This window comes from Brachybacterium sp. AOP25-B2-12, assembly GCF_052378625.1.
Classification (GTDB): Bacteria; Actinomycetota; Actinomycetes; order Actinomycetales; family Dermabacteraceae; genus Brachybacterium.
On record NZ_JBQSXW010000005.1, the window covers coordinates 172,966 to 198,144 of the forward strand.

The window sequence follows — 25,179 nt, forward strand, 5'->3', positions numbered from 1 at the left end:
GGGGCAGGGGCGACTCGGTAACGATCGGGTGAACGTCTGTCGGCCCCGTGCGTGCCGTGGCTCACACCGCTGCGCTGTGCGGGCTAGGGTCCAGACCAAGGATCGGCCCGACCGGAGGAATCCATGGACGACACCGCAGCACTCGATCTCAGCCCGACGGACAGCGGGACGGGGGTGGGGGCCGCGGCGTCAGGACATCCGCGACCAGGCTCCCCGCTGCCGCCGGTGGTGCCCTCCCTCGAGACCGCCCAGGGCGAGCTCGACGGCCTCGGCACCACCACGCTGACCTACGTGCTGGACACCTCGGTCCTCCTCGCGGACCCCCTCTCGCTGACGCGATTCGCCGAGCACGACATCGTGCTGCCGATCGTCGTGATCACGGAGCTCGAGTCCAAGCGCCACCACCCCGACCTCGGGTACTTCGCGCGCCAGGCCCTGCGGATCCTCGACGACCTGCGCGACCGCCACGGGAACCTCTCGGTGCCCCTGCCCATCGGCACCGCGGGCGGTCACGTGCACGTGGAGCTGAACCACATGTCGATGGCGAGCCTCCCGGACGGCTTCCGACTCGGCGACAACGACACGCGCATCCTCGCGGTCGCCAAGAACCTGCAGCTCGAGGGCAAGCAGGTCGTGCTGGTCTCCAAGGACCTGCCCATGCGGATCAAGGCCTCCGCGAGCGGGATCCACGCCGAGGAGTACCGCGCCGAGCTGGCGCGGGACCGCGGGTACACCGGGATGGTCAGCGCGAGCATCGACGAGGAGACGATGAGTCGTCTGTACGACGGGACGGCCGTGGAGGTGCCCGAGGTCGCGCACCTGCCCGTGCACACCGGGATCCAGCTCGCGAGCCCCCGCGGGCCGGCGCTGGGGCGGATCACCCGCGAGCGCACCGTCCGCCTCGTGCCCGGTGACCAGAACGTCTTCGGCGTCACCGGCCGCAGCGCCGAGCAGCGCATGGCCATCGACCTGCTGCAGGACGACTCGATCGGGATCGTGAGCCTGGGCGGGCGGGCAGGCACCGGCAAGAGTGCCCTGGCACTGTGTGCCGGGCTCGAGGCCGTCCTCGAGAAGCGCACGCAGCGCAAGATCATGGTGTTCCGGCCGCTGTTCGCCGTGGGCGGGCAGGAGCTGGGATACCTGCCGGGGGACCAGAGCGAGAAGATGGGCCCCTGGGGTCAGGCCGTGTTCGACACCCTGGGCTCGATGGTCGCCCAGAACGTCATCGACGAGGTCATGTCCCGCGGGATGCTCGAGGTGCTGCCCCTGACCCACATCCGCGGCCGCTCCCTGCACGACGCCTTCGTGATCGTCGACGAGGCGCAGTCCCTCGAGCGCAACGTCCTGCTCACGATGCTCTCGCGGATCGGCCAGAACTCCCGCGTGGTGCTCACCCACGACATCGCCCAGCGCGACAACCTGCGCATCGGCCGCTACGACGGGATCGCGAGCGTGGTGGAGGCGCTCAAGGAGCACGACCTGTTCGCCCACGTGACGCTCCAGCGGTCCGAGAGGTCGAAGGTGGCCGAGCTCGTGACGCATGTGCTCGACGAGCCGGTGCTGTAGCGGCGGTTCGTTGGGTGGGGTGACGGGACGTCTTGGCTCAGGCGGGTCGTATGTGGCCCGTGATGAATGAGGACGTCCCGAACCTGTCGGTGCGGCAGGGTGGTGTTCGGCCGTGGTGGCGCGGGGTGTGGGGGAAGGGCCTGACCGGGCAGGGGTGTGGCGGACGGGCTTGGTGGGGCCGGGCTGTGCTGGACGGCCCCAAGGGGGTGCTGGCGCGGCGAACGGTTCTGGTGGAGCGGATGCCGAGGACTCCCGCGTCGTGTCGGCGGGTGACGGGACGTCTTGGCTCAGGTAGCCCGCATATGGCCCCTTGCTGAGTGAGGACGTCCCGTACCTGCCAGTCGGGCGGCGTGTGTCGGGCCGGATGACGTCGAGTCGGCGTCGACCCCGCCGGGCGGCGGTCGGCAGAGTCGGGCCAGGGCGAGCAGCGGGGCCGACGGCCGGTGCAGGCCGCAGAGGCGGAATGAATGGTCGGTCTCGGTCTCGGTCTGGATCTGGGCCTGGGGTTAAGCCTGGGCATCGGCCTGGGCATTGGCATTGGCATTGGCCTGGGCATCGGCATCGGCATCGGCCTGGGCCTGGACTCGGGCCCGGTCTTGGTCCTGGATGCAGGTCGTGGGTCCACGTCGGGTCGTGGGTGACGGGACGTCTTCGCTCAGATGGACCGTATAGGAGCCGTCCTGAGTGAGGACGTCCCGTCACCTCGCGTGGACCGCGGACGAGGTCGGGGCCATCGGCGATGCGATGTGTCGCCGAACGGGACGGGACTTCACGATGTGCCCGCTCGCACGATGCAGAGAACTCGACCACCTGGGCATCACAGGTAGCCGCTCCGAGCCAGTGGCCGATGCAGACCTCGCATCCGTACGGCGGGGAGCGTGTGCTCCGGGGGGAAACCGGTGCGGGGGAAGGCGTGTGCTGTCGGGCGGCAGGCGTGTGCTCTGTGGCGAACGGGAGCGGCGGCAGGCGTGCGCCCTGGGGCGGACCCGTGCGGCGGCGCCGCTCTCGGGCTTCGCTCCGAGTCCGCGGAGCGCCGATTCCTCCACCACCCCGTGTCGTTCGGAGTTGTACACATCGGCGCAGGTGCCCTGGATCGGTCCGTGGTCGGGATGTTCGGATCGAGCCATGCGCATCTCCGGCATCGTCCATCGATCCGATCTCGCCCGCCGTGGTCTCTCCGTGTCCGATGTGGAGCAATGGCTCCGGGACGGCGCGGTGCGGCGGGTGCAGCAGTGGTACGTGACGCTGGACGCTCCGGCCGAACTGGTCGCCGTTCTGCGCCTCGGAGCACGGCCCACCTGCGTGGATGCCGCCGCGATCCGGGGACTATGGGTGCCGCCTCGTCGCGGAGCCGTGCACGTCTTCCGACCCCGGACGGGGAGGGGTGCTCGCGCGGGTGCGGTTGCGGTGAGCTCGACCCCGAAGGACCCGGGCGACCTGGAAGCCCCGGGAGATCCGGGCGACCCAGGGGCCCCGAGCCACCTGGACCGAAGGAACCGCCGGAGCCGCGCGGACGCAGCGGGCGCGCCGCTCGCCTTTCCGCTGAGACCGTTGGGCCGTGCGGGGCACACGCTGAGCACGTCGGCAGTGTCCGTGCCGCTCGCGTGGCACGGGCCGGCCCTGCGGGCGTGGCCGGACACCGATCCGGTCCCCGGGATCGCCCGAGTGCTCGAGCATGCCGGCCGCTGCCTGGAGACGGTCGATGCCGCGACCGTGTTCGAGTCGGCGGTCCACCAGGGGCAGATCTCCCTCGACCGCGCTCTCGACGTCGTCGCTGTCCTCCCGGGGAACAGCCGGAGGGCGCTGTGCCGGATCCGCGGCGACGCGGAGTCCGGGACGGAGACGACCGTGCGGTGGTGGCTGGAGGGCCGCCGCGTCCCCGTCAGGTCGCAGGTGTGGGTCCCCGGGGTCGGTCGGGTCGACCTGCTGGTGGGGGACAGCTGGGTGATCGAGTGCGACAGCAGGCGCCACCACGACACGGACGACGCGTATCGCCGGGACCGCGCCCGGGACCTCGAGCTGCGAGCTCTCGGCTACACGGTGACGAGGCTGACCTGGGAGCAGGTGTTCGTCTCGTGGTACTCGACCCAGCGCAGCCTGCTGGCGGTCATCGCCCGCGGTGACCACCACCGGACGATCGCGCGGTCGATGGCAGACCTGCGCGCGTGAGAGGCGGTCCTGGTCACGCCATCGAGCGCCGCCGGATCAGAGCCCCCCACACGGGACGGGACGAGAAGGGACTGGACGGGACCGGGGGACGGGGCAGGGCGGGACGGGACCGGGGGACTGGACGGGGCTGGGCGGGACTGGACGGGGCTGGGCGAGACGGGGCGGGACCGGGCGAGACGGGACCATCGGACCGATGCGAGACGAGCGCTGCCGTCCAGGACGCGGTCGCAGAACCGTCGCCAACCCGAGAGCCCGAGCAGGGGACGCAGCGACTCCACCACCTACCCGGGCACGACGACGCCCGGTGCCGGACCTCGATCAGGTCCCGCCCCGGGCGGTCGGAGGGTGCTGGGTCAGGCGCGCGGCGTCGTCATCGCGAGCACGTCGAGGGCGGTGTCGAGCTGCTCCTCGGTGAGCTCACCGCGCTCGACGAAGCCCAGGTCGATGGTCGCCTCGCGCACCGAGATGGACTCGGCGACGGCGTGCTTGGCGATCTTCGCGGCGTTCTCGTAGCCGATGAGCTTGTTCAGCGGCGTCACGATCGACGGGGAGGCCTCGGCGTAGAAACGAGCCTTGTCCTCATGGGCCACGAGTCCGTCGACGGTCTTGATGGCGAGCACCGTCGAGCCGTTGGCCAGCAGCCGGACCGACTCCAGGAGGCTCGTGCCCATGATCGGGATCTGCACGTTGAGCTCGAACGAGCCCTGCGCGCCGCCCCAGGCGATCGCGGCGTCGTTGCCCACGATCTTGGCGCACACCATGAGAACGGCCTCGGGGATCACGGGGTTGACCTTGCCCGGCATGATCGAGGAGCCCGGCTGCAGGTCGGGGATGGCGATCTCGCCGAGACCCGTGTTCGGGCCCGACCCCATCCACCGCAGGTCGTTGCAGATCTTCGTGAGCGAGACGGCGATGGTCCGCAGCGCCCCGGACATCTCCACGAGACCGTCGCGGGCGCCCTGCGCCTCGAAGTGGTTGCGCGCCTCGGTCAGGGGCAGGCCGGTCTGCTCGCCGAGCAGCTCGATGACGCGCTGGGGGAAGCCCTGGGGCGTGTTGATGCCGGTGCCGACGGCGGTGCCGCCCAGCGGGACCTCCGCGGTGCGGGGCAGCGCCGCCTGCACGCGCTCGATGCCGTAGCGGATCGCGGCCGCGTACCCGCCGAACTCCTGTCCCAGCGTCACCGGGGTCGCGTCCATGAGGTGCGTGCGGCCCGACTTCACCACGGCCTTCCAGGCCTGCGCCTTCGTCTCGAGCGAGGCGGCCAGCAGCTCCAGGGCCGGCAGCAGCGTGTGCTCGACGGCACCGGTCACGGCCACGTGCACGGAGGTGGGGAACACGTCGTTGGAGGACTGCGAGGCGTTGACGTGGTCATTGGGGTGCACGTCGAGGTCGGCGGTCGAGGCGAGGGTCGCGAGCACCTCGTTCATGTTCATGTTCGAGCTCGTCCCCGAACCCGTCTGATAGGTGTCCACCGGGAACTGGTCGTCGTGGACGCCGGAGATGACCTCGTCGGCGGCGCGCACGATCGCCGTCGCGCGGGCGTCGTCCAAGACGCCGAGCTCCTGGTTGGCGCGCGCCGCGGCCTTCTTGACCTCCGCGAGCGCGTGGATGTGCAGCGGCTCGAGACCCTGCCCGGAGATGGGGAAGTTCTCGACGGCGCGCTGGGTCTGTGCGCGGTACAGGGCGCTCGCGGGGACGCGCACCTCGCCCATCGTGTCGTGCTCGATGCGGTACTCGACGTGGTTCTCGCTCATGGGATCTCCTCGATCGGTGGGCGGAGGCGCGGCCGTGACGGCCGGATCCGCGGTGCAGGGATGTGGTGTGGGGGGCAGGGCGCCACGGTGCGCCACGCGGAGGATGTGATGGTCGGGGCCTGCAGTCAGGCGGCCTCGTGGGTCCAGGGCGGGTCGGCCCCCGGGCGCGACACGGTGATCGCCGCGAGCGCGGCCGCCGTGGCGAGCACCTCGCCGAGCGTGACGGCATCGACGGCATCGAGCGCCTCGCGGCCTGCCGCACCCAGCAAGCCCCGCAGCGCGAGGGCGTGCAGGATGCCGGCGGAGAACGTGTCGCCGGCGCCCACGGTGTCGGCGACGTCGACGCGCACGGGCTCGACGGCCACGCGTCCCGTCGGACCGAAGCCCGTGGCGCCCTCCCCGCCGCGCGTGAGCACGGTGACGGTGGGGCCCAGCGCACGCCATCCGGCGACGACGTCCTCGACGTCGTCGGTCCCGTACAGCCACGCGATGTCCTCGTCGCTCGACTTGACCACGTCGGCGCGGGCGATGATCGCCTCCACGAGGGTGCGGGTGCGCACGGGATCGCCCATGAGGTCGGGGCGGGCGTTGGGGTCGTAGCTGATGGTCGCGGTGCGGGCGTGGTGGGCCAGGACGTCCGCGACGCGGGCCGCCCCGGGGTCCAGGACCGCGGCGATCGAGGACGTGTGCACGGCGTCGACCTGGCGGGGGAGGTCCCGGGCGTCCGGATCCCAGGCCAGGTCGAAGGTGTACTCGGCGCTGCCGTCGGAGCTCAGGCGCGCCTCGGCGGTCGAGGTGGGGCGGTCGTCGATGCTGCCCGGGGTCAGCTGCACGGACGAGGCCACCAGATGATCCCGGATGGCGTGACCGCGCGGGTCGTCGCCGATCCGGGTCAGCAGATGGGACTCGTGGCCGAGGCGCCCGAGGGCCACGGCGACGTTCAGGGGGGAACCCCCGGGGAACTCCCTGCGTGTGCCGTCAGCGGCGACGACGATGTCGGTCAGGGATTCTCCGACGGTGAGGAATCTCGCGGTCACGCCCCGATCATCGCAGGTAAAGCGCTCCGGGGCGAACACGACGGCGGCGCTCGGCGGTTCGACGGCTCCGGGCGGTCAGGGATCGACGGTCGGCATCGGCCACAATGGAGCCATGCCCTCCGTGCCCACGCCCGACGACGCCCGCGATCCCTCGGCCCGTTCGGCAAGTGGGACGGGAGTCGAGGACGACGGTTCGACCCGGCCCCGCACGACGCGGGGCGTGTCGGAGACGGACCGCGTGCAGAGGGCGGCATCCGAGGTGCGCGACGCGACCGCTGCGGGGACCTCCGAGGCAACGCCCGGCGAGCCGTCCGAGGGAGCACCTGCCGGGCCTCCGGCTCCGGCGCCGCGCTCGCCCTACGCGAAGATGTCCCAGCCCACGACCGTGCGCAATGTCGTCTGGGCGCTGTCGCTGACGATGGTCGTCGTGATCGTCGTGGCGATCCTGTTCTTCGGGGTGGGCCGTGACCTGCAGCGCGAGATCCCCGAGAACAGCCGCGTCGACGTGACCGCGAGTGCCGAGCGTGCCCAGGACGTCGCTCCGTTCACGGTCGCCGTGCCCGAGGTCGACGAGGGGTGGGAGGCCACCGGCGCCCGCTATCAGGACGGGGAGGATCCGCGCTGGACCATCCGCTACTCCGCGCCGAGCCGCGGCCTCGTGACGATGACCGAGACGACGGCGGTCACCCCGGCCCTGGTCCAGGACCTCCTGCCCGGTGCGCACAGCCAGGGCACCGTCGACGTCGCCGGGACCGCATGCGCCGTCTACGTGGGCGAGGGGGAGGGTGCCTCCCGAGGGATTGCCTGCTCGGCCGACGGCGCGGCGATCCTCGTGCACGGGGACGTCGAGCAGGAGGAGCTCGTCGAGCTGGCGACGCCGGCCCTGGAGGCCGTGCGCGGCTGAGCGGTCCGGAAGCGGTCGGCACGAGCGGTTGAGCGGTCCGGACGAGGTCGGTGCGAGCGGCGGATCGGTCCGGACGCGATCCACGTGAGCCGGAGCAGGACCTGCCTGGACGCCGCACGGGGTGCCCGGCCGGGCACCCCGTCCGACGGACGTCCCGGCCCTCGCCGGCTCTCGTCAGACGCCCTCAGCCCTCGTCGGCACCCCGCCCGCGGTCGGCGACCGCACGGTCGAGGCGTTCGCGTGCGCCGTCGAGCCACTGCTGGCAGCGGGTCGCGAGCAGCTCGCCCCGCTCCCACAGCCCGATCGACTCCTCGAGCCCGCCCTGGCCGGACTCGAGGCGACGGACCACGTCGACCAGCTGGTCGCGCGCGGCCTCGTAGCTGAGGGCGGCGATGTCCGCGGGCAGCTCGGCGCCACGGTCATCGGGGACGACCGTCGGTGCCGCGGCGTCGGCCGCCTGATCCGACGTCGACGGGTCCTGGGTGGGGCGGCGGGGAGTCATGCGTCCTCCTGGGGGGAGTCGGGGGTGCTCGGGTCGAGCCGGGAGAGCGTGGGCGGGGGCAGCGGATCCGTCGCGATCCGTTCGGCACCGAAGCGGCCGCCCTCGACCCGCACGGACAGGTGCGTCCCGACGGGGGCCTGGTCGGGTTCGCGGACGATCGAGCCCGAGGTGTCCTGGACCACGGCGTAGCCGCGGGCCAGGGTCGCCAGCGGGGACAGCGCCCTCACCTGGCGGGAGATGTGGCGCACCTCGTCATCGGCACGGTCGAGCCGTGCGCGGATCACGGTGCGCGCCAGGGTGATGCGGGCACGTACCTCGTCGGCGCGGCCGGCGACGATGGACCCGGGCCGGTCGAGGACGGGGCGGGAGCGGATCGCATCGAGCGAGGACTGCTCCCGTTCGAGGGTGCCCCGGACGGCGGTGCGCAGGCGCGAGCGGGCGAGGTCCAGCTGGTCGATCTCGGCGCGGATGTCCGGGACCACGCGCTTGGCGGCGTCGGTGGGGGTCGAGGCGCGGACGTCGGCCGCGAGATCCACGAGCGGCGTGTCGACCTCATGGCCGATCGCCGAGACGATCGGCGTGGTCGCGCCCGCGACGAGCCGCACCAGCTGCTCGTCGGAGAACGGCAGGAGGTCCTCGAGGGAGCCGCCGCCCCGGGAGACGATGATGACGTCGACGTCCTCGCGGGCATCCAGCTCCCGCAGCGCCGCGGAGACCTCCCTGACCGCTCGGTCGCCCTGGACGGCGACCTCGCGGATCTCGAAGCGCACGGACGGCCAGCGGCGCTGGGCGTTGACCACGACGTCGCGCTCCGCGGCGGACTCGCGCCCGCAGATGAGCCCGACCACGGCGGGCAGGAACGGCAGCGGCTTCTTGCGGGACGCGTCGAACAGTCCCTCGGAGGTCAGGACCCGTTTGAGGTGCTCGAGCCGGGCCAGCAGCTCCCCGAGCCCGACCGGGCGCACGTCGTCGGCCTCGAGCTGGAGGCTCCCGCGCTTGGTCCAGAAGGTGGGCTTCGCATGCACGACCACCCGGGCGCCTGGGACGAGGTCGATGGACAGGCGACGCAGCACGTTCTCCCGCACCGGCACCGAGAAGGACATGTCCACGTCGACGTCCCGCAGCGTCATGAAGGCCAGGCCGCTGCCCGGACGGCGGTTGAGCTGGACCATCTCGCCCTCGACCCAGATGGGGGACATGCGCGCGACGTACTCGCCGACCTTGACGCTCAGCAGGCGCAGCGGCCACGGATTGTCCGCGGTGGTCCCGGCGGCCGTGGCGGCGGGTTCGCGCGGTGCCGCATCCAGCCCGCCGACGCCGACGGCAGCGGCGTCGGCGGCCCGGCCTTCGCCCTCAGCGCCTGCCATCATGCGAGGTCTCCGATGCTCCTGGTCATGGGCACCACTGTGGCACGCCCGGGGGACAATCGAGCGCGGTGCCCACACCTCGCGCCGGCGCGCTCGGCCCGACCGGCGCGCCCTGCCCCGGCAAGCTCGGCGCGCCTGCCACGACGGCATCGGACGAAGGTCACGTCAAGGACTCGACGGACGCGCCCCGTTGACCTCAGCGTCCGACAGGACCAGTCTGTCCCCACCCGAACGGGCCGCCGCCCCCTCTTCACGCCGAGCGACGACCTCCCCCACGGCAGAGGGACGAGCTATGAACGTGCTGCGCACCAAGAGCATCACCACGGTAATCCACCAGAACGACACACCGCCCGCGGACGGATCCGGGGGTCGGCTCACGAAGAACCTCCGGGCGATCGACCTCATCGGGTTCGGCATCGGGATCGTGATCGGCACGGGGATCTTCACCCTCACCGGTCTCCAAGCCAAGGAGAACGCCGGGCCGGCGGTGATGATCTCCTTCCTCATCGCCGGCGCCGTGGCCCTGCTCGCGGCGCTCTGCTACGCCGAGCTCGCCTCGGCCGTGCCCACCGCGGGCAGCTCCTACACCTACACGTACTCGACGATCGGCGAGATCTTCGCCTGGATCATCGCCTGGGACCTCATCCTCGAGTTCGCGCTCGGCGCGGCCGTGGTCGCCCGCGGCTGGTCCGGCTACGTGGCCGGGGTGTTCGACCTCCCCCCGCAGTGGTTCGCCGAGGAGGGGTCGATCGTCAACGTCGGCGCCATCGGGATCACGCTCGTTCTGGGGTTCGTGGCGATGCGCGGGATCCGGGAGTCGAAGTGGGTGACCAACGGGCTCGTGGCGATCAAGGTGATCGTGTGCGTCTTCGTGATCGCCGTCGGCGTCTTCTACATCAAGTCCGCCAACCTCGTCCCGTTCATCCCGCCCGCCCAGCCCTCGACCTCGGACACCAAGGTGCTGACCTCGCCGCTGTGGCAGGCGGTCACGGGCATCGAGCCCTCCACCTACGGCGTCGCGGGCGTCTTCGTGGCGGCCGCCGTCGTGTTCTTCGCGTACTCGGGGTTCGAGGCGGTCGCCAACCTCGGCGAGGAGACGCAGAAGCCGGCGCGGGACATGCCGCTGGGCCTGCTGGGGACCCTCGCGATCTGCACCGTCCTGTACGTCGGCGTGTGCCTCGTGGTCACGGGCATGGTCGAGTACACGCAGCTGTCCGAGGGCGACGCCGTGGCCGACGTGTTCACCCAGGTGGGTCTCGGCTGGGCGGGCATCCTCATCGGGATCGCCGCCGTCGCGGGCCTGAGCTCGGTGATCCTCGTGGATATCGTCGCCATGGGCCGCATCGGCTTCGCCCTCTCCCGCGACGGCCTGCTGCCGCCCGTGTTCGCCCGCGTCCACGCCCAGTGGGGCACCCCGGTGCTCATGACGGGCCTGACCGTGGGGGTCGTCGCGATCCTCGGCGGCTTCGTGCCCATCAAGGTCCTCGCGGAGATGGTCAGCATCGGGACGCTGTTCGCCTTCGTCGTCGTCTCGATCGCCGTCGTCGTCCTGCGCCGCACGGCACCGGACATGAAGCGTCCCTTCCGCACCCCGCTCGTGCCCATCCTGCCCATCGTCTCCGTCCTGGCGTGCGCGGCCCTCATGGCGAGCCTCGCCGTCGAGACCTGGCTGCGGTTCCTCGCGTGGCTGGCGATCGGCCTCGTCGTGTACGCGGTCTACGGCTACCGCCACGCGAAGGTCGGCACGGAGCAGGTCGCGGCCGGCGCAGGAGACGGCGAGGTCCGGTCATGACCATCGTGGTGGGGTTCGGCCCCGATGCACAGGGCCACGCAGGCCTCGCGCTGGCCGGTCGGCTGGCGTCCGTCACGGACGAGGAGATCGTGCTGTGCTGCGTGGTCCACGACGCCTTCGCATCCGCCGGGCTGCGGGACTTCGACGGCGTCGACGACGACTGGCGCCGGGCCCTGACCCAGATGGGCCAGGAATCCCTCGCCGAGGCCCGCTCGCGGATCCCCGAGGGCCTGAAGGTGACCGACGTGCTGCGCACGGGACGCTCCGTGCCCCAGACCCTCGAGGTCGAGGCCTCCTCCCGCGGGGCATCCCTGCTGGTCGTGGGGTCGGCCCGCGGTGTGCTGGGACGGGTGGGCCTGGGATCCACGAGCGATCGACTGGTGCACAGCTCCCGGGTGCCCGTGGCGCTGGCCCCGCGCGGCTATCCCGGCGGCACCGAGCCCGTGGACCGGATCGTGCTGGCCGTGGATCCCAGCGATCCCGGGACGTCCCTGGTCGCACAGGCCTCGGCCCTCGCGCGACGGCTCTCCGCCGACGTCGAGATCGTGACGTTCGCGGTGCGCGGCTCCTCCCGTTCCGCGCTCGCCGTGTTCGCGGCGGGGGAGGCGTACGTGCAGTGGCGCGAGCAGGTCGATGCCGCGCAGCACGCGATCGCCGAGCAGATCACCGCCGCGTCCTCCGGCACGCTCGTCGCGACGCGATCGGTCGTCTCGGGGGAGCGGTGGACCGATGCGGTCGGCGGCTTCGGCTGGCGACCGGGCGACCTGCTGATGCTCGGGTCCAGCTCCTCGACGGGCCTGGCGCGCGTGTTCCTCGGATCGACCGCGACCCGGATCCTGCGGCATGCGCCGGTGCCCGTCGTCGTCGTGCCCCGCAGCGTGCGCGACACGGAGAGCTGAGCGCGACGAGGCACCGGCGGGCGGGTTCCGCCGGGAGTGAAGGTTCCGTGACATGCGCGGCACCGGCCCCCACAGGTCGCGGGGCTCTTCGTACGATGGAGCGGTGAACACTCGACGAGTCCTCCTGGCCGAACCGCGCGGGTACTGCGCCGGTGTCGATCGCGCCGTGGTGGCGGTCGAACGGGCCCTCGAGCACTACGACGAGACGATCTACGTGCGCCACGAGATCGTCCACAACAAGTACGTCGTGGACCGCCTCACGGAGAAGGGCGCGGTGTTCGTCCAGGAGGTCGACGAGATCCCCGAGGGCGCGCTCGTCATCTTCTCCGCCCATGGCATCTCCCCGAAGGTCCGCGAGATGGCCGCCGAGCGCAACCTCCGCACGATCGATGCGACGTGCCCCCTGGTCACCAAGGTGCACAAGGAGGCTGTGCGCTTCGCCAAGGACGACTACGACATCCTGCTGGTGGGCCACGAGGGCCACGAGGAGGTCGAGGGCACCGCGGGGGAGGCCCCGGACCACGTGCAAATCGTCAACGGCCCCGACCAGGTGGGCTCCGTGACCGTCCGTGACCCCGAGAAGGTCGTGTGGCTGTCCCAGACCACGCTGAGCGTCGACGAGACGATGGAGACCGTCGACCGGCTCCGCGAGCGCTTCCCGCTGCTGCAGGCCCCGCCGAGCGACGACATCTGCTACGCCACCCAGAACCGACAGGTCGCGGTGAAGAAGATCGCGCCGGACGCGGATCTCGTGCTCGTGGTCGGCTCCCCCAACTCCTCGAACTCCGTGCGGCTGATGGAGGTCGCCAAGGATGCCGGCGCCGGCGCCTCGTACCGCATCGACGACGTCTCCGAGCTGCGCGACGAATGGTTCGACGGCGTCGAGTCCGTGGGCGTGACCTCCGGCGCCTCGGTCCCCGAGATCCTCGTGGACCAGCTGCTCCTGGAGCTGGCGCACCGCGGCTACGGGGATGTGGAGCGCGTGCGCACCGCGACGGAGGACCTCATGTTCTCCCTGCCGCGTGAGCTGCGCCAGGACATGAAGACCAAGGGTGCGACGGATCGTCGTGTGCGCCCGACCGCGAAGGCGCGTGCCGAGCGCGAGGCCGTGGACTGCAACGACGGGGTGGCCTGAGCGGATCCTTCCAGGGCGCCTCGACTTCGGAGGCGTGCTCAGTTCGCCATGATCACGATCGTTCCCTGATGGGAGCGATCGTGGGCTCGGGCTCGGGCTCGGGCTCGGGCTCGGGCTCGGGTGCCGCGAGGTCCGCGATCTCCTCGTCGGACAGGGTGGTCGCGCGACGGTCGAGGTCCGTGGCCTCCGGCAGGGCGGTGCCGGCCGCGGAGAGCCCCTCGAACTTGCGGGCGGTGACCAGGACCCGGGAGCGCAACGATCCCAGGGCGTCGTTGTACGAGCCGACGGCGCCGTCGAGGCTCCGGCCCAGCTTCTGCACGTGCCCGAGGTACGTGCCGAGGCGATGGTGCAGCTCGCGGCCGGTGTCGAGGATCGCGCGGGCATCGCGCTGCAGCGCCTCGGTGCGCCAGGTGTGGGCGACCGTGCGCAGCAGCGCCACGAGCGTCGCGGGGGAGGCGATGACGACGTCCTTGGCGAAGGCATGGTCGAGGAGGCCCGGGTCCGCTTCGAGCGCCGCCGCGAGCACCCCGTCCGAGGGCACGAACAGGACGACGAACTCGGGGGAGTCCCCGAGTGCCGACCAGTAGGCCTTGGCACCGAGCCGGTCCACGTGGCCGCGCAGTGCGGTCGCGTGGGCGCGCAGTGCCTTGCGGGCCGTCTGCTCGTCGTCGGCGTCCGTCGCATCGAGGTAGGCGTCCATCGGCGCCTTGGCGTCGAGCACGACGTGGCGGTCCCCGGACAGGTGGACCACCATGTCGGGGCGCTGCGCGCCGTCGCCGGAGGCCGCACGCCCGGTGGTCTGCTCGGTGAAGTCCACGTGCTCGACCATCCCGGCGGTCTCCACGATGCGGCGCAGCTGCACCTCGCCCCAGCGTCCGCGGGACGTGGGCGCCCGCAGGGCCGCGGTGAGTGCGGTGGTGCCCTGGCCGAGCTCCTGGGAGCGGCGTGCCAGCTCGCGCACCTGCGTGGAGATGGTGCCGTCGGCCTGCGCGCGAGCGGCCTCGGTGCGGGCCATCGACCGCTCGAGCTGGGAGAGAGACTCGACGATCGGGCTCAGGGTGCGGTGCAGGGCGGCATCCCGGGACTGGTCCGAGGCCTCGCGCCGGGTCAGATCGCGATCGAACCGCTCACCGGCCAGGGCGAGCAGCTGCCCCGAGGACTCGCGCACCGCGTGCGCCGCCGCGGCCTCCGTCCCGGAACGGTCGGAGCCCAGGCGCTCGGCCCAGCGCTCGGCGGAGCGCACGCGCTCACGCAGGACGAACCAGCAGCCGGCCGCGCCCAGCGCGAGCCCGACCACGAGACCGATCAGGAGACCGAGGAGGAGGGAAGGTGCGTCCATGGCCACAGCAGATCACGCGGGTCCGACGAACGAGCGGACGTCGGCGACCACCACCGCGGGTGGTCAGTCCTCCGAGGAGACGGCGTCGACCTTCCAGTCGCCGTCCTCCTTGACCAGGCGGAACGTGACGTCCACCGGATCGCCGTCCGAGGCGTCCTCGGGCGTCGCGCGCGCCACCACGATCGCCTCATCGCCCTGGGTGCGGCTGTCGAGCACGGTGAGGTCGGCGGTGGGATCGTCCCCGGCGCTGGCCTCGAACTCGGCGCAGGTCAGGCCGCGCCGGAAGTCCTCCGTGGTGACGGAGAAGAGCAGCTCGCAGTCGGCCGTGCTCCAGGCCTTCTCGTAGCCCTCGACCGCGGCCTTGGGGGAGTTGCCCGAGGCGACGTACAGGGCGATCGCCACGATCGCGGCGATGACCGCGACGGCCACCAGGCACCCGCATCCTCCGATCGCCCACGGCAGCCACTTCCGCTTCCCGGGGGCGGCGGGCGGCTGCTGGGCGGGAGGCGGCCCGGCGGGCATCGCGCCGTACGGGCTGGGCGGCAGGGAGCTCATGTGATCAGGGTAACGGGATGCGCGGGCAGTCCGTGCTCGGGTGGGTGCCCGAGCGGGGCGGTGCGATGTGCCGCACCGGTTGGGGCTGCGCGGTGCCCGGGCCGTAGGATCAATGACCGTGGCTCTTACCATCGGAATCGTCGGACTGCCCAACGTCGGCAAGTCCACCCTGTTCAACGCCCTGACCCGCGCGGAGGTGCTCGCGGCGAACTACCCGTTCGCGACCATCGACCCCAATGTCGGGGTGGTGCCCCTGCCGGATCCCCGCCTGGACACCCTCGCCGAGCTGTTCTCCAGCGAGAAGACGGTGCCGGCGACCGTGTCGTTCGTCGACATCGCCGGGATCGTCAAGGGCGCGAGCGAAGGGGAGGGCCTGGGCAACAAGTTCCTCGCCAACATCCGTGAGGCCGACGCGATCTGCCAGGTCACCCGCGCGTTCACCGACCCCGACGTGACCCGCGTGCCCGGCTCCGACACCCCCGCCGGGGACATGGACACCGTCGCCACGGAGCTGATCCTCGCGGACCTGCAGACGATCGAGAACGCCCTGCCGCGCCTGGAGAAGGAGACCAAGCGCAAGACGATCGAGCCCGAGATGCTCGAGAACGTCACCAAGGCCAAGGACCTGCTGGAGACCGGCACCACCCTCTACCAGGGCGCCCAGGGCGCGGGCATCGACCTCGAGGTGCTGCGCGAGCTGCAGCTCATGACCGCCAAGCCCTTCATCTACGTCTTCAACACCGACGAGGAGGGCCTGGCCGACACCGCCTTGCAGCAGCAGCTGCGCGAGGCCGTCGCCCCGGCCGAGGCGATCTTCCTCGACGCCAAGTTCGAAGCCGAGCTCATCGAGCTCGACGCCGCCGAGGCCCAGGAGATGCTCGAGTCCACCGGCCAGGAGCAGTCCGGCCTGGACCAGCTGGCTCGCGTGGGCTTCGCGACGCTGGGCCTGCAGACCTACCTCACCGCCGGCCCCAAGGAGTCGCGGGCCTGGACCATCCCCCAGGGCGCCACCGCCCCCCAGGCCGCAGGCGTCATCCATACCGACTTCGAGCGCGGCTTCATCAAGGCCGAGATCGTCTCCTTCGACAAGCTCGTCGAGGCGGGGTCGATGGCCGAGGCCAAGTCGCACGGGTGGGTGCGAATGGAGGGCAAGGAGTACGTGATGGCGGATGGGGATGTGGTGGAGTTCCGTAGCGGACTAACCTCTGGTGGGAAGAAATGACTGCCGAGCTAGTAGCTGCCCTTGCAGGTGCCGTCGTTGGTGCAATCTTGACGGGTACGCTCAGTTACTTGCAGAGTCGCTGGTCGCGTGTGTCGCAAACTCGGGCCGAGCGCGATCGCCAGCGGGTAACTCTCGTGCGCGAGATCATGCGGTATCGACTTGACCAGGAGCGCCTGATTGGCCCTCTGAACGAGATTCCGTTGGTGTTCGGCGACGATGAACATGCACTTCGAATGTATCGAGAGACGCTCAACTCGACCAGCAGCGAGGACCGGACGCGCTCGCTCTCGGATCTCATAAATCGCCTTGCGTCGCTTGTAGATTTGCCGTCAAGCGTCCAAACCTCTGACATACAGCGAGGATTCCAATATGGCGGTTGACGCGTTGACATTGGTCTGTCGCTTGGTGGAGTTTCGAAGCGGGATAACTGTGGGGAGTAGGAAGTGAAGGCAGTCGATCTCGCCAAAGTGCGCGCTACGCTCTGGGCTGCTGCGGACGAGCTGCGCGCCAACTCCAAGCTGACCCCGGTGCAATACCGTGACCCGGTCCTCGGACTGGTCTTCCTCGCGTACGCAGAGAACCGCTTCGAGGCTGTCCGTAGCGAGGTTGAGGCCAAGTCCAGTGCACGTAACCCGGCGACGATCGCGGACTACAAAGCGCTGTCGGTGCTGTACGTCCCCGACGAGTCGCGGCTGTCCAGCTTGGTAGATCTGCCCGAGGGTGAAGATGTCGGCAAGGCGACCGATGAGGCGATCAAGGCCATCGAGGCCGCCAACCCGGAGCTGAAGGACGTCCTGCCGCGCGGCTACCAAAAGCTTGAGCGTTCGACTCTGATCGAGCTGCTTCGACTCTTCGCGCCGCTCCCCACCCAGCTCGAGGGCGATGCCTTCGGATTCATCTACGAGGACTTCCTGTCTAACTTCGCCGCGCAGGAAGGGAAGGGCGGTGGCGAGTACTTCACTCCGTACTCCATCGTCCGGCTCATCGTCGAGATCCTCGAGCCCTTCCACGGGCGGGTGTTCGACCCTGCCTGCGGGTCGGGCGGCATGTTCGTCCAGTGTGCGAAGTTCGTCGAGCGCCACAATGAATCGGCCAGCCGCAAGCTCTCGGTCTTCGGCGCGGAGAAGACAGACGACACCGTCCCGTTGGCGAAGATGAACCTCGCCCTCCACGGGCTCTCCGGCGACATCCGTCAGGCCAACAGCTATTACGAGGACCCACACAACGCAGTCGGAGCGTTCGACTATGTGATGGCTAACCCTCCCTTCAACGTCGACAAGATCAAGAAGGACCAGCTGGCTGGCGACAAACGTTTCCCCTTCGGGCTGCCGAATGCCGACAACGGCAACTTCCTGTGGATCCAGCAGTTCTACGCCGCGCTCGCGCCGAAGGGGCGCGCTGGTTTCGTCATGGCCAACTCGGCCGGCGACGCGGGCCACTCGGAGAAGGAGATCCGCAAACAACTGGTCGAGTCTGGCACCGTTGACGTGATGGTCGCGATCAGCTCTAACTTCTTCTATACCGTCACTTTGCCGGTCACGCTGTGGTTCCTCGACAAGGCCAAGGTGGGCACGCCACGCGAGGACACGGTGCTCTTCGTTGACGCCCGGCACGTCTTCCGCCAGATCGACCGCGCACACCGTGACTTCACGGCCGAGCAGATCGAGTTCCTGGCGAATGTCGTGCGGCTCTACCGCGGCGAGGACGTCGAGACTAAGGAGGGCAGCGACTCCCTGCTCGCAGAGAACTTCCCCGACGGCACGTACGTCGACGTCGCCGGCCTTTGCAAGGTCGCCACCCGTGCCGAAATCGAGGAACAGGGCTGGAGTCTCAACCCCGGCCGGTACACCGGCACTGCTGTGGTCGACGAGAGCGACGTCGACTTCATGGGCGATCTCGCGGCCCTGTACGAGGAGTTCACGAAGTTGAGCGACGAGGCCGAGGTGCTGCGATCCAAGGTTGGCGCGGCGGTTCGAGGCATCCTGGAAGGCGACGATGCAACTATCTGACATCGCCGAAGCGATCGTCGACTGCGAGCATAAGACTGCGCCCAAAGGCGATGGTTTCGCATATTCAGTTGGCACAAAGGCCATGAAAGGCGGTCGGCTCGTCCTGGATGCGGCGAAGCCCGTAAGCGAGGAGACTTACGTCGGTTGGACGCGGCGGACGCGGCCGAAACCAGGTGACCTTATCCTCGCTCGTGAGGCACCGGTGGGTGACGTAATCCGGGTTCCAGAACACCCGCATTTGTGTCTCGGGCAGCGTACGGTTCTGATCCGACCAGATGCGAAAATGGTGAACCCGCGATTTCTTCACTATTGGTTGCTCGGCCCAGATGCGCAAGGCGTAATGCGCGCGCAGACGGGGGGTGCGACGGTCGGTCATCTGAATGTGGGGGACATCCGCAAGCTCAACGTCACGCCGATGCCGGTGGATGCGGATCACCAGGCGAACGTTGCTGAGGTGCTTGGGAGTATCGACGACCTGATCGAGAACAACCGGCGGCGGATTGAGCTGCTGGAGGAGACGGCGCGGGCCATCTACCGCGAGTGGTTCGTAAATTACCGCTACCCCGGCCACGAGGATGTGCCCATGGTCGACTCCGCCCTCGGTCTGATACCCGATGGATGGGAGGTCCAACCCCTTGCCGCCATCGCCACAGTTAATGGCTCTTCTCGTAAACCAGGTGGTGACGAGGTATTCCGATACCTCGATATCTCGGCTCTCTCGGAGCGCCACATCGGCGAGCTGGAGGCTATTGGCGGCTCGAGTGCACCCGGCAGGGCTCGTCGAGTTGTGAGCCCTGGCGACACTGTATGGGCAACCGTGCGGCCCAACCGTAGAGCGCACGCTCTGCTCGTTGCTCCCGATAGCGACTGGATCGCATCGACTGGGTTGGCGGTGCTGACCCCATCGACGGTCTCACCGGATTTCCTCTTCGAGACATCATCGGCGACAGCGTTCTCAGACTGGCTCGTCGGGCGTGCAACCGGGTCGGCGTATCCCGCGGTTCGAGCGAAGGACTTTGAGGAAGCTCCGATTGTCGTCCCCGATGTCGCCGTCGACGCGGCGTTTGCTGACAAGGTGTCTCCAATGCACGATCTGAGCTGGAGGCTGCGCAATGAGTGCTCCCGTCTCGCCGCGCTCCGAGATCTCCTACTGCCGAAGCTGGTCACAGGACAGATCGATATCTCGACGCTAGACCTTGATGCGTTGGTCGCGAGGCAGGTGGCGTAATGACTCCCACGGGCCCGGAGTACTGGTACGTCGAGAAGCCGAGCATCGAGCTTCTGGTGGAGCTCGGCTGGACTCCAGTCGACGCCTTCCATGAGATCCTGGGACCCGAGGGCAGCCTGGGGCGCGACTCCCAACGTGATGTCGTGCTCGTTCACCGACTGCGGCTTGCTATGCGCAAGATCAACTCTGAATACGTGCCCGACATCGCTATCAACGAGGCGATCGAGGTGCTGGCGAAGGACCGATCGGCCATGGACCGCGTCCGCGCCAACCATGAGGTACACGACCTGCTCCGCGACGGCTACCGGGCCGAGTGGACTGATGACCGTGGTGAGAAGCAGATCGAGACCCTGCGCTACCTCGACCTGAGGAACTCCTCGAACAACGACCTGCTGGCCGTGCAGCAGCTCTGGGTCAAGGGCAACCTGCACAGCCGACGCCTGGACCTGGTGCTGTTCATCAACGGTATCCCATTGGTACTGATGGAGTTCAAGGAGCCAAACGAGTCGGTCAAGGCGGCTTACGCCAACAATCTGACGGACTACCGCGACACCATCCCTCAGCTGTTCATCCCGAACTGCTTCGTGGTGCTCTCCAACGGTTCCGTGGCGAAGATCGGCTCCACGTACTCGTCCTTCGAATTCTTCAATGACTGGAAGGTCATCGACGCCCACGGCACCCGCAGTACGGTCGCACTGGAGACCGCGCTGCGCGGCACCTGCCACCCGGCGGTGCTGCTGGACCTGCTGGAAAACTTCGTTGCTTACATGGAGCGTCCCGGTGGCCTGATCAAGGTGATCGCTCGGTCCCACCAGTACCTCGGAGTCAACGCGGCGATCGAGAACCTGCACCGGGCGCGTGCTGAGCAGGACAAGCGCCTGGGAGTCTTCTGGCATACCCAGGGCTCGGGCAAGTCGCTGTCGATGCTGTGGTTCAGCCAGAAGGTGCTGCGACGTGTGCCGGGCAGGTGGACGTTTGTCATGGTCACCGACCGCACCGAGCTCGACACTCAGCTCCACGGGGAGTTCGCCGACGCCGGGGCGATCTCGCCCGAGGCCAGGGTGCACGCAGACTCCGTGGCGCACCTGCGTGAGCTGCTGGCGGCTGACCACCGGTACGTGTTCACGTTGATCCACAAGTTCCAGACGTCGAAGGCGTTGGGGGAGCGGCAGATGCCGGTTCTCTCAACCCGTTCGGATGTCATCGTCATCACCGACGAGGCGCACCGAAGCCAGTACGACACACTCGCCCTGAACATGCGCACTGCGCTACCGAACGCCTCGATGATGGGCTTCACCGGCACACCGCTGATCGCCGGTGAGGAGCAGGCCACGCGCGAGCAGTTCGGTGACTACGTCAGCGTCTACAACTTCCGCGACGCGATCGAGGACGGCGCGACGGTCCCGTTGTACTACGAGAACCGCATTCCCGAGCTGCAGCTGGTCAACGAGAATTTCTCCGAGGAACTCAACGAACTCCTCGAGGAGGCCGAGCTCGACGAAGACGCCGAGGGCCAGCTCGCTCGGGCGTTCGGTACGCAATACACGCTGCTGACACGTCCTGAGCGCCTGAAGACGATCGCCAAGGACCTCGTGACCCACTTCGTCGGCCGGGGCTTCACCGGCAAGGCGATGTACGTCGGACTCGACAAGGCCGCAGCCGTGCGGATGTACAACCTCGTCCGAGAAGCCTGGACCGAGCATCTGGCTGACCTGAAGGCGGAGCATGACGCGTTGCCAGAGCTCGAGCGTCCGTGGCTGGCATCGCGGATCGAGCTCATGGAGACCACCGACATGGCGGTCGTGGTCTCGCAGAGCCAGAACGAGCTGAAGATGCTTGACGAACAGGGCCTCGACATCCGACCGCATCGCGAGCGGATGATCCGCGAGGACCTGGCCGAGAAGTTTAAGGACGCCCAGGACCCGCTGCGGCTCGTGTTCGTCTGCGCGATGTGGATGACCGGCTTCGACGCGCCCAGTGTCTCGACGGTCTACCTCGACCGGCCGATGCGTAATCATACGTTGATGCAGACGATCGCCAGGGCCAACCGGGTCTTCCCGGAGAAGGACAACGGGTTGATCGTCGACTACGTCGGTGTCTTCCGGAACCTGGAGAAGGCGTTGGCGATCTACGGGGCCGCGAACGCCGGCGACTCACCGATCGAAATCATCGACGCCCTCGCCGCCGAGCTGGACGCTGCCGTGGCCGACCTGTTCGCCTTCTGCACCGGCGTCGGAGTCGACCTTGCTGCGATGCGCGACGCCGAAGGATTCGACCACGTCGCCAAGCGCGACGCAGCTGTCGAGGCGCTACTCGTCGACGAGGGCACACGCACCGACTTCCAGCAGAAGGCACGCCAGGTGCGGAAGCTCTTCAAGGCCCTCCTGCCCGACCCCAAGGCTGCTGCGCAGCAACGCAACGTCGCAGCGATCAGGGTGCTCGCCGAGCGCATCGCGGAGGTCACGCGGCCGGCCGAGGCGGACCTCGGTTCGGTCACGGATGCGGTGGACGCACTGCTCGACCGCTCCGTAGGTGCCGAGGAATATGTCATCCGAGCCGCTGCCGAGGGGACCAAACCCGATCCGCTCATTGACCTGTCACAGATCGACTTCGAAGGTCTGTCGGCCAAGCTCGCCGGACGGGAACGAGCCGAGACCGACCGACTGGCGCAGCTGTTGCGCCAGCAGGCCATCGCATCGGCGACGCGGAACCCGACCCGATACGAACTTGTGGAGCGGATCGAACAGCTCATCAATGATTACAACGCGGGCAGTGTGAACATCGACGAGTACCTCCGCCGCCTCATCGAGCTGTCGAAGACTCTGACCCATGAGGAGGAGCGATCCGCTCGCGAGGATCTGACAGAGGAGGAGCTGGCGATCTTCGACCTGCTCACCCAACCCAATCCCGTCCTGACTGACGAGGAGCGTGAGACCGTCAAGGCCAGCGCCCAGAAGCTTCTCGTGCACCTCCACGAGAAGCTCGTCCAGGACTGGCGTCGCAAGGTCGACGTCATGAACGACGTCAACAGCACCATCCGCCAGGTCCTCGACCAGGGCTTGCCCGAGAAGCCCTACACGCTGGATATTTTTACCTCGAAGATGCGGCTGGTTTTTGATCACGTCCTTACCGCCTACGGTGACGACGGGCAGAGCGCCTACACGCCCAGAATCGACTTTCACTGGCCGGCACCATCCGTGGAATACGTTGGTCCCCTTGATGTGGACAAAATTGCTGATGACGTCGTCGCCCGCATTCATGATGACCCCGCCTTCGCTGCTCACGTCGCAGCGCAGTTGGGTGCCACCGACCCGAACCACTCATTGGGGTACCCGGGCACCTGAACGGTAGGTGTGCTGAAGTCGTGGACTCTGTCTCACAGACCTTTGTTATCCGAGACCATCGTGACCGTCAGCGCCCGGCTGTTCGAGTTCCTCGACTCTCGCGGCCAGTTCCGCCAAGATCTTTTCGCGGGTCCTGGTGTTCTTGGCCGGCTGCGCGGCGCGCTTCTGGGCCCGTAACGCCTCTACACGCTGGCGACTGGCCTTTCGCTCTGCCTCTGCCACCTCGGCCTCCTCTCGGTCTCGCCGGGCCTGTGCCTCCTTGGCGGCCTCGGCCTTGGCTTTCTTCTTCGCGTCGATGGCACGACGGAATCCGGGAACCGGCTCGGCCTCCACATCGGAGCCGCCGTCCTCATCATCGACAATCGACTCCCACGCCCAGGCCGCAATGGTCTCCCGACGGCACAGCAAGTCCTCCGCCTCCGCAGCCGCCAGCTTCTCCGAGCTATCCTCGACACTAATCGCGCCGACCTTGCCCGACCGCCCGACCTCCTCGGAGACGTAGAAGCCGTCAATAAGGCGTCGGACGCCGGCCAAGTGCAGTACCTCCCTCCGGAGCCAGCGGAATGTCTCGTCGGACACCGGCAGCCCTCCTAGCACCTCCAGAGCCGCGGCAAGGTGTCCGCGCCAAAGACGACGCAGCAACATTCCCGGCGTTACCGACCGAGCCTGCCGGAGCCTCTTCGTCTTCGCCAACAGTCGCTCGATGGCCTCGCCCTGACCCTGCGTGATGGCCCCTACGTCGATGCCGAGGTCCGCGAGGCGGATCGCCGAGAGCTCAGCGACGGCAGCCTTGATGTCCGACTCCGGGGCCGGCAGGTCGAGCCCGACTGTCGTGACACTGACGATGCCCGGGTTCGAGAGGTCGAGGCCAAGCGCGAGTTCCAAGCCCCGCCGGTCCTCTTCGGCGATTGGTGCCCGTGCCAGCATCGGGACGACGAGCCGCACGTACTCGAGGGCGTGATCCCTTGCCTGCTCTGCGGCAAAATCCCTATTCATGATTCATCCTTTCATCGTGGTCAGCCGCCGAATGACCGCTGATGCTCCTTGTTTCGGTCGAGGTGCCGCTGTCGCGCGGGGGTGAGTTTCCTGGACGACGCAGGCGGTCGAGGCCGTGGGACCGCGGCGAGCTGCGACAGCACCTCGTCCTCGTACTCGTCGATGGCCTCGGGGTGATTCTGCTCGATCCAAGATCCGAAGTCGGTGGCGATCATCCTCTCGCGGACACCCGCGACTAGGACCCGGGCTTTCTCCTCGGCGGACGCGAGGAACCGCTTCCCTCGCGTTTCGAGATCTCGCTTACGATCGGCGAGGTTGCGCTTCTCCGCGCTGAGATCAACAGCCCATCGGTCGAGTGAATCCTCATAATCGGCATTCTGCAGCTCGTGATCGCGTACCCTGTCGGCTGCCGCCGCGTACTCCGTGCTGCTCAAATGCTCCTTCGAGCGCCTAGAGACCTTGAACTCGACCTCATACCCGACGTCGGCCAATGCCTCTCGGTGCTCCTTGTGCTGGCGCTGGAGATCACCCGGGCCCTTGAAGAAGTCCTTCTGGCTCAGGCGTCCGTCCTTCGTCACCGGCGTGAACAGTAGTTGGAGCTGAGGGTTCGTCTCGTCCAAATGCACCGAGTAGCCCGGAAGGTTCTCGTGCCCGAACTCGCCGGCGGCCCATTCGAGCTGCGCGGCGACGTACCCCTCCGCCTCCGCATTCAGACCACTCTCGCGCCAGTCCGGGTTCCGCGCGGCGAACCACTTCGGATCGAGCTGCAAGATCATGGGGCGCATGACGACTGCATCATTCCGGAGCTTCCGCGTCACCGTCGCCAGCCTCGCGTCGAGGTAGTCACCGAGCTCGGCAGACGGCGGCCGGTCCTTCCCGTCGGCGTCCTGCGTGACGAGCGGCTGACGCCAGCCTCCGTTGCCGTCGTTGACCATGGTGATGTTCATCGACGTTCGAGCCGGATCGATGTTCGGGTTCCGCTGCGCGAAGGAGAACCCGGCGGCCTGGTCTGCATCGCGGGCGATGTGCCGCTCGAAGTTCCTCGCGTGAGCACCTGCGCGCTTGACCTTATGGCTCGCGTCGAAGGTGGCAGTGTAGTTCATCGCGACCACCTTCGGTGATCGAATCGCAGACCGCATCGCCGGTCGACGATGCGCTCCGCGGTGCCTCCGGCGGCGCTCCCGCGGGGCCTTTCGTTCCGCAGGTCATCGCCCCTCCACACATGGGACCCTGCGCCCATCTGTGGAGCCTCTGCGACAACCTCCGGAACGAAAGGTGTAGCCCCATACACCTTTCCGCTCCGCTCCAAGGTTCCCTGGGCCCTCCGGGAGCCGCTGCGCGGGCAGGCAGCTCGATCCGAC

18 protein-coding genes are annotated in these 25,179 nt (G+C 68.8%); 10 read left to right on the forward strand and 8 right to left on the reverse strand.

Annotated elements, in window-relative coordinates; genetic code table 11:
* Window positions 1-123 precede the first annotated feature (123 nt).
* Window positions 124-1,566: a PhoH family protein gene (locus ACT3TZ_RS05815; RefSeq protein ID WP_444582451.1), complete on the forward strand. Its 1,443-nt coding sequence runs from the start codon at window positions 124-126 to the stop codon at window positions 1,564-1,566.
* Between the two features lie 1,587 nt (window positions 1,567-3,153).
* Window positions 3,154-3,735, forward strand: coding sequence for an endonuclease domain-containing protein (locus tag ACT3TZ_RS05820; protein ID WP_444582452.1), 582 nt, complete (start codon window positions 3,154-3,156; stop codon window positions 3,733-3,735).
* A 353-nt stretch (window positions 3,736-4,088) separates the two neighbouring features.
* Here the strand turns inward: ACT3TZ_RS05820 and ACT3TZ_RS05825 are convergent, their stop codons facing one another.
* The gene (locus ACT3TZ_RS05825; protein ID WP_444582453.1) at window positions 4,089-5,489 is read right to left on the reverse strand and encodes a class II fumarate hydratase; all 1,401 of its coding nucleotides are present in this window, start codon (window positions 5,487-5,489) and stop codon (window positions 4,089-4,091) included.
* Window positions 5,490-5,614: 125 nt separating this feature from the next.
* Window positions 5,615-6,526 carry a carbohydrate kinase family protein gene (locus ACT3TZ_RS05830; protein ID WP_444582454.1) on the reverse strand — a complete coding sequence of 304 codons (912 nt, stop codon included), beginning with the start codon at window positions 6,524-6,526 and terminating at the stop codon, window positions 5,615-5,617.
* A gap of 112 nt (window positions 6,527-6,638) precedes the next feature.
* Between ACT3TZ_RS05830 and ACT3TZ_RS05835 the strand changes: the two genes are divergently transcribed.
* Window positions 6,639-7,430 (forward strand): DUF4245 domain-containing protein, encoded by a 792-nt coding sequence (locus ACT3TZ_RS05835; RefSeq protein ID WP_444582455.1) that lies wholly within the window; start codon window positions 6,639-6,641, stop codon window positions 7,428-7,430.
* 184 nt (window positions 7,431-7,614) lie between these two features.
* Here ACT3TZ_RS05835 and ACT3TZ_RS05840 read toward each other — a convergent pair whose 3' ends face one another.
* Window positions 7,615-7,932: an exodeoxyribonuclease VII small subunit gene (locus ACT3TZ_RS05840; protein ID WP_444582456.1), complete on the reverse strand. Its 318-nt coding sequence runs from the start codon at window positions 7,930-7,932 to the stop codon at window positions 7,615-7,617.
* Window positions 7,929-9,302 (reverse strand): exodeoxyribonuclease VII large subunit, encoded by a 1,374-nt coding sequence (gene xseA, locus ACT3TZ_RS05845; protein ID WP_444582457.1) that lies wholly within the window; start codon window positions 9,300-9,302, stop codon window positions 7,929-7,931. Before xseA ends, ACT3TZ_RS05840 begins: the two co-directional genes overlap by 4 nt.
* 289 nt (window positions 9,303-9,591) lie before the next feature.
* Here xseA and ACT3TZ_RS05850 point away from each other — a divergent pair, with 289 nt between their 5' ends.
* The 3 genes from ACT3TZ_RS05850 to ACT3TZ_RS05860 are packed head-to-tail and all read left to right on the forward strand — an operon-like array spanning window position 9,592 to window position 13,125.
* On the forward strand, window positions 9,592-11,091 hold the full coding sequence (locus ACT3TZ_RS05850; protein ID WP_444582458.1) for an APC family permease: 1,500 nt from the start codon (window positions 9,592-9,594) through the stop codon (window positions 11,089-11,091).
* Window positions 11,088-11,990 (forward strand): universal stress protein, encoded by a 903-nt coding sequence (locus tag ACT3TZ_RS05855; protein WP_444582459.1) that lies wholly within the window; start codon window positions 11,088-11,090, stop codon window positions 11,988-11,990. The genes ACT3TZ_RS05850 and ACT3TZ_RS05855 overlap by 4 nt, the downstream gene beginning before the upstream one ends.
* Window positions 11,991-12,042: 52 nt before the next feature.
* Complete coding sequence (locus tag ACT3TZ_RS05860; protein WP_444582460.1) at window positions 12,043-13,125, forward strand: 4-hydroxy-3-methylbut-2-enyl diphosphate reductase; 1,083 nt, start codon at window positions 12,043-12,045, stop codon at window positions 13,123-13,125.
* A gap of 52 nt (window positions 13,126-13,177) precedes the next feature.
* Here ACT3TZ_RS05860 and ACT3TZ_RS05865 read toward each other — a convergent pair whose 3' ends face one another.
* Window positions 13,178-14,464 carry a DNA recombination protein RmuC gene (locus tag ACT3TZ_RS05865; RefSeq protein ID WP_444582461.1) on the reverse strand — a complete coding sequence of 429 codons (1,287 nt, stop codon included), beginning with the start codon at window positions 14,462-14,464 and terminating at the stop codon, window positions 13,178-13,180.
* Between the two features lie 63 nt (window positions 14,465-14,527).
* Window positions 14,528-15,019, reverse strand: coding sequence for a nuclear transport factor 2 family protein (locus tag ACT3TZ_RS05870; protein WP_444582462.1), 492 nt, complete (start codon window positions 15,017-15,019; stop codon window positions 14,528-14,530).
* A 118-nt stretch (window positions 15,020-15,137) separates the two neighbouring features.
* Here ACT3TZ_RS05870 and ychF point away from each other — a divergent pair, with 118 nt between their 5' ends.
* The 4 genes from ychF to ACT3TZ_RS05890 all read left to right on the forward strand — a co-directional run bounded on the left by ychF (window position 15,138) and on the right by ACT3TZ_RS05890 (window position 22,822).
* Window positions 15,138-16,241, forward strand: coding sequence for a redox-regulated ATPase YchF (ychF, locus tag ACT3TZ_RS05875; protein ID WP_444582463.1), 1,104 nt, complete (start codon window positions 15,138-15,140; stop codon window positions 16,239-16,241).
* A gap of 443 nt (window positions 16,242-16,684) precedes the next feature.
* Window positions 16,685-18,250 (forward strand): type I restriction-modification system subunit M, encoded by a 1,566-nt coding sequence (locus ACT3TZ_RS05880; RefSeq protein WP_444582464.1) that lies wholly within the window; start codon window positions 16,685-16,687, stop codon window positions 18,248-18,250.
* Window positions 18,251-18,590: 340 nt separating this feature from the next.
* Window positions 18,591-19,478 (forward strand): restriction endonuclease subunit S, encoded by an 888-nt coding sequence (locus ACT3TZ_RS05885; protein WP_444582465.1) that lies wholly within the window; start codon window positions 18,591-18,593, stop codon window positions 19,476-19,478.
* On the forward strand, window positions 19,478-22,822 hold the full coding sequence (locus ACT3TZ_RS05890; RefSeq protein WP_444582466.1) for a type I restriction endonuclease subunit R: 3,345 nt from the start codon (window positions 19,478-19,480) through the stop codon (window positions 22,820-22,822). Before ACT3TZ_RS05885 ends, ACT3TZ_RS05890 begins: the two co-directional genes overlap by 1 nt.
* Before the next feature lie 45 nt (window positions 22,823-22,867).
* On the opposite strand, the gene ACT3TZ_RS05895 is transcribed toward ACT3TZ_RS05890, so the two are convergent.
* Together ACT3TZ_RS05895 and ACT3TZ_RS05900 are read right to left on the reverse strand one after the other, a co-directional pair.
* On the reverse strand, window positions 22,868-23,818 hold the full coding sequence (locus ACT3TZ_RS05895) for a hypothetical protein (protein WP_444582467.1): 951 nt from the start codon (window positions 23,816-23,818) through the stop codon (window positions 22,868-22,870).
* Window positions 23,819-23,838: 20 nt separating this feature from the next.
* Window positions 23,839-24,921 (reverse strand): plasmid recombination protein, encoded by a 1,083-nt coding sequence (locus tag ACT3TZ_RS05900; protein ID WP_444582468.1) that lies wholly within the window; start codon window positions 24,919-24,921, stop codon window positions 23,839-23,841.
* Between the last annotated feature and the right edge of the window lie 258 nt (window positions 24,922-25,179).

Excerpts from the sequence above, each read along its gene's own strand:
- ACT3TZ_RS05815 (WP_444582451.1), top strand. The coding sequence starts at position 124 with ATGGACGACACCGCAGCACTCGATCTCAGCCCGACGGACAGCGGGACG.
- ACT3TZ_RS05825 (WP_444582453.1), bottom strand. The coding sequence starts at position 5,489 with ATGAGCGAGAACCACGTCGAGTACCGCATCGAGCACGACACGATGGGC.
- ACT3TZ_RS05835 (WP_444582455.1), top strand. The coding sequence starts at position 6,639 with ATGCCCTCCGTGCCCACGCCCGACGACGCCCGCGATCCCTCGGCCCGT.
- ACT3TZ_RS05840 (WP_444582456.1), bottom strand. The coding sequence starts at position 7,932 with ATGACTCCCCGCCGCCCCACCCAGGACCCGTCGACGTCGGATCAGGCG.
- xseA (WP_444582457.1), bottom strand. The coding sequence starts at position 9,302 with ATGATGGCAGGCGCTGAGGGCGAAGGCCGGGCCGCCGACGCCGCTGCC.
- ACT3TZ_RS05850 (WP_444582458.1), top strand. The coding sequence starts at position 9,592 with ATGAACGTGCTGCGCACCAAGAGCATCACCACGGTAATCCACCAGAAC.
- ACT3TZ_RS05855 (WP_444582459.1), top strand. The coding sequence starts at position 11,088 with ATGACCATCGTGGTGGGGTTCGGCCCCGATGCACAGGGCCACGCAGGC.
- ACT3TZ_RS05860 (WP_444582460.1), top strand. The coding sequence starts at position 12,043 with ATGCGCGGCACCGGCCCCCACAGGTCGCGGGGCTCTTCGTACGATGGA.
- ACT3TZ_RS05865 (WP_444582461.1), bottom strand. The coding sequence starts at position 14,464 with ATGGACGCACCTTCCCTCCTCCTCGGTCTCCTGATCGGTCTCGTGGTC.
- ACT3TZ_RS05870 (WP_444582462.1), bottom strand. The coding sequence starts at position 15,019 with ATGAGCTCCCTGCCGCCCAGCCCGTACGGCGCGATGCCCGCCGGGCCG.
- ACT3TZ_RS05885 (WP_444582465.1), top strand. The coding sequence starts at position 18,591 with ATGCGCGCGCAGACGGGGGGTGCGACGGTCGGTCATCTGAATGTGGGG.
- ACT3TZ_RS05890 (WP_444582466.1), top strand. The coding sequence starts at position 19,478 with ATGACTCCCACGGGCCCGGAGTACTGGTACGTCGAGAAGCCGAGCATC.
- ACT3TZ_RS05895 (WP_444582467.1), bottom strand. The coding sequence starts at position 23,818 with ATGAATAGGGATTTTGCCGCAGAGCAGGCAAGGGATCACGCCCTCGAG.
- ACT3TZ_RS05900 (WP_444582468.1), bottom strand. The coding sequence starts at position 24,921 with ATGAACTACACTGCCACCTTCGACGCGAGCCATAAGGTCAAGCGCGCA.